The sequence below is a fragment of the Streptomyces himastatinicus ATCC 53653 genome (assembly GCF_000158915.1).
GTDB lineage: Bacteria > Actinomycetota > Actinomycetes > Streptomycetales > Streptomycetaceae > Streptomyces > Streptomyces himastatinicus.
The window spans coordinates 2,199,199-2,202,949 of record NZ_GG657754.1; the positions used below are offsets into that span (position 1 = coordinate 2,199,199).

Consider the following 3,751-nt stretch of genomic DNA (forward strand, 5'->3'; position numbering starts at 1 on the left):
TCGTGGAGAGCCGCCGCGGCCGGTACGGCGGCACGTTCGTACGGGCCCGGCCCGAGCCCGCCGCGGGCGGCGAGGACGAGCTGCGGCGGCGGGTCGAGGCGGTGGACGTCGAGGACACGCTGCGCTTCCGGGAGGTCCTGGAGGTCGGCGCGGCCGGGCTGTGCGCCGCGCACGGCCTGGCCGACGCCCAGGCCGCGCGGCTGCGCGCCGCCCTCGACGCGACGCGCGACGCGCCGCTGGCCGACTACCGGCGGCTGGACACGATGCTGCACCTGACCCTGGCCGAGCTGGCGGGCTCACCGTCGCTGGCCGCCCAGTACGCGGCCGTCCGCGCCACCGTCAACGACCTGCTGGACTGCATCCCGCTGCTGGTACGGAACCTGGAGCACTCCCAGGCCCAGCACGGTGCGCTGGTCGAAGCGGTGCTGGACGGGGACGCGGACGGGGCGCGCGAGGTGATGCGGGAGCACTGCGAGGGCACGGCGGCGCTGCTGCGCGGGTTCCTGCCGTAACCCCGGTTTTACGCAGAGGTCTTGCGCGGACCCTCCCCGTGCGGCAAAGGTATGCCCCCACACCAATCCCCATCCCCACCCCCCGTGCCCATGCCCCGTCCCCTCGTGCGAAGCCAGGAGCGCCCATGGCTGACATGGCCGAAGGAACCGAGACCGCCCGCACCTCCCACGACCCCGGCGAACCCGGCGACGACGGGTACCTGGAGCGGCGCACCCTGCGCCGCGGCAGCGCGGGTCCGCTGCTACTGACCGGACTCGGCGTCGCCTATGTGGTCTCCGGCGACTTCTCCGGATGGAACTTCGGCCTCGCCGAGGGCGGCTTCGGCGGGCTGGCCATCGCCGCCGTACTCATGGGCCTGATGTACACCTGCATGGTCTTCGCGCTCGCCGAACTCGCCGCGATCCTCCCCACCGCGGGCGGCGGCTACGGCTTCGCGCGGCGCGCCCTCGGCCCCTGGGGCGGGTTCCTCACGGGCACGGCGATCCTCATCGAATACGTCCTCGCGCCCGCCGCCATCTCCATCTTCATCGGCGACTACGTCGAATCGCTCGGCCTCTTCGGCCTGGAGTCCGGCTGGCCGGTCTATCTCGCCTGCTTCGTGATCTTCATCGGGATCCATCTGTGGGGCGTGGGCGAGGCCCTGCGGTTCAGCCTCATCGTGACCGCCATCGCCGTCACCGCGCTGCTGATCTTCGCGGTAGCCGCCTTCACCGACTTCGACTCGGGCTCGCTGAACGACATCGCGGTAGACCACTCGGCCTTCGGCTCCAACTCCTGGCTGCCGTTCGGACTGCTCGGCATCTGGGCGGCGTTCCCGTTCGGCATGTGGTTCTTCCTGGGCGTGGAGGGCGTCCCGCTCGCGGCCGAGGAGACCCGCGAGCCCGCCCGCACGCTGCCCAAGGCCATGGCCTCGTCGATGGGCATCCTGCTGGTCCTCGCCCTCCTCACCTTCCTCGCCGCCACCGGCGCGCGCGGTGCGGACGCCGTACAGGGCGCGGGCAATCCGCTGGTCGAGGCGCTCCAGCCGGACGGCGAGCCCACCACGCTGTCCCGCGTCGTCAACTACGCGGGGCTCGCCGGGCTGGTCGCCTCCTTCTTCTCCCTGATCTTCGCCGGTTCGCGGCAGCTGTTCGCCCTCTCCCGGGCCGGATACCTCCCCCGCTTCCTCTCCCTGACCAGCCGCCGCAAGGCCCCCTACCTGGGCCTGCTCGTCCCCGGCGCCATCGGCTTCGGCCTCGCCGCCTGGTCGGGCGACGGCGCCCGGATGCTGAACGTCGCGGTCTTCGGCGCCACCATCTCGTACGCGCTGATGTCGCTCTCCCATATCGTCCTGCGGCGGCGCGAACCGGGCCTCGACCGCCCGTACCGCACCCCCGGCGGCATCGTGACCTCGTCCATCGCCTTCCTGCTGGCCTGCTCGGCGCTGGTGGCCACCTTCCTGGTGGACAAGGACGCCGCGTTCATCGCCCTCGGCGTCTACGCCGTGGCGCTCGCCTACTTCGCCTTCTACAGCCGCCACCGTCTGGTCGCGTCGGCGCCGGAGGAGGAGTTCGCGGCGCTGGCGGAGGCCGAGGCCGAACTGTCCCGCGACTGAGAGATTGGACCCGTCCTTGCCCCCTCTGATCGGTATCAGCACCTACCTGGAAGCCTCGGCGCACTGGGGCGTCTGGAACCTCCCCGCCGCCCTGCTCCCTGCCGGGTACCACCAACTCGTCCAGCGCTCCGGGGGGTTGGCCACGATGCTGCCCCCGGACCCCGCCGCGGGGTCGGCGGCCGCCGTGGTCTCCCGCCTCGACGCGGTCGTGATCTCCGGCGGCCCGGATGTGGAGCCCGTACGGTACGGGGCCGATGTCGATCCGCGTACGGGCCCGCCCGCACGGGAGCGCGACGCCTGGGAACTGGCCCTGATCGAGGCGGCGTTGTCCTCAGGCGTCCCCCTGCTGGGCATCTGCCGCGGCATGCAGCTGTTGAACGTCGCCCTGGGCGGCACCCTCCACCAGCACCTGGACGCCCACGCGGGCCCGCCGGGCGTCTTCGACCAGCACGAGGTGAAGCCGGTCCCGGGCACCCTGCTGAACACGGTGCTCCCGGAGCCCCTGTCCGTCCCGACCTTCCACCACCAGTCGGTGGACCGCCTCGGCGAGGGCCTGATCGCGAGCGCGTACGCGTCGGACGACGGCACGGTGGAGGCGGTGGAGCTGCCGGGCGCGGAGGGCTTCGTGCTGGGCGTGCAGTGGCACCCGGAGGCGGGCGACGACCTGCGAGTCATGCGGGCGCTGGTGGCGGCTGCGGCAGATCGGGGCTGACCTCCAGCCCGAGGTGCGCGAACACCACGTCCCGGACGCGGCGCACCGCGTCCGGGTCGAGGTGTGCGAGGACGGGGAGGGCCAGGTACCAGCCCGGTCCGGTCAGCAGCTGCCGCAGATGACGACGGGCCTCCGCGAGCCGTTCGGCGTCCGGGGCCGGGCACGGCATGGTGATTTCGATCAGCCCGCGGATGCCCGACAGCCGCTCCAGGTGGTAGGGACGGAACGCACACGCCCCGGCAAGGGTGGACCAGGGCCACCACGGCACACCGGCAAGTGTCGCGGCCAGCGCCTCGCGGAGTTCGTACTGCGGGCCCGGCGGAAAGAACTGCGGCTGCGAGGCTCCCCATTGCTCTTCCAGTGCCAGCAGTAGTTCGTCCGCCCGCCGGTATTCGCCGCGCGCCGCGTGGACCAGGGCGCGCGGGCCCAGGGCCTTCCAGCCGCTGCGGACCCCATCGTCGTCCTGGCCGTCCGCCGGTGACAGCAGCTCCCGCGACCATGCGGGGTCCGTCCCGGCGGCCAGCAGCCCGGCCGTCACACTCGCCACCGGCCCGGCGGCCGCCCGGTCCCCGACCGTCTCGCGCGTCAGCGCCTCAAGGGCGCGGTGGGCCCGCTCCGGCTCGCCGTATCCGAGCCCGGCGACCACCTCCGCGCAGCGCGTCAGCCGCCGCCCCTCCCGTTCGGCGGCCGATCTACGCCCCGGCCTGCGCCCCGGGCCGGGCCGCTCTTCCTCGGGTGCGGTCAGGCGGCGCTTCTCCGCGACGGCCAGTCGGGCGGCCTCGCGCGGGCGGTGCTCGCCCAGCGCCGCCAGGGTCTCCAGAAGGAAGTGATCCTTGATCTGCCTGTCCCGGCTCCCCACAGGCCGCCAGGGGTCGAGGCCCACCCGGGCCAGCGCGTGCGACGTCATGTCGACCGCCTCCAGATGGCTCTGG

At 73.4% G+C, this 3,751-nt stretch carries 4 protein-coding genes; 3 read left to right on the plus strand and 1 reads right to left on the minus strand.

Annotated elements, in window-relative coordinates:
- The 3 genes from SSOG_RS08685 to SSOG_RS08695 form a co-directional block, all read left to right on the plus strand.
- A partial coding sequence (locus tag SSOG_RS08685) for a FadR/GntR family transcriptional regulator (RefSeq protein WP_039936951.1) occupies window positions 1-512 on the plus strand: 512 nt, incomplete at its 5' end.
- Window positions 513-646: 134 nt separating this feature from the next.
- Window positions 647-2,107, plus strand: coding sequence for an ethanolamine permease (eat, locus tag SSOG_RS08690; RefSeq protein ID WP_039940830.1), 1,461 nt, complete (start codon window positions 647-649; stop codon window positions 2,105-2,107).
- Between the two features lie 16 nt (window positions 2,108-2,123).
- A complete protein-coding gene (locus SSOG_RS08695) occupies window positions 2,124-2,819 on the plus strand; it encodes a gamma-glutamyl-gamma-aminobutyrate hydrolase family protein (RefSeq protein ID WP_245606252.1) in 696 nt (231 codons plus the stop codon).
- Here the strand turns inward: SSOG_RS08695 and SSOG_RS53395 are convergent.
- Window positions 2,779-3,751: hypothetical protein (locus tag SSOG_RS53395; protein ID WP_208867338.1), on the minus strand; the 973-nt coding region annotated here is incomplete at its 5' end. The genes SSOG_RS08695 and SSOG_RS53395 overlap by 41 nt on opposite strands.

Coding starts and splice junctions, on each gene's coding strand:
- eat (WP_039940830.1), top strand. CDS start 647: ATGGCCGAAGGAACCGAGACCGCCCGCACCTCCCACGACCCCGGCGAA.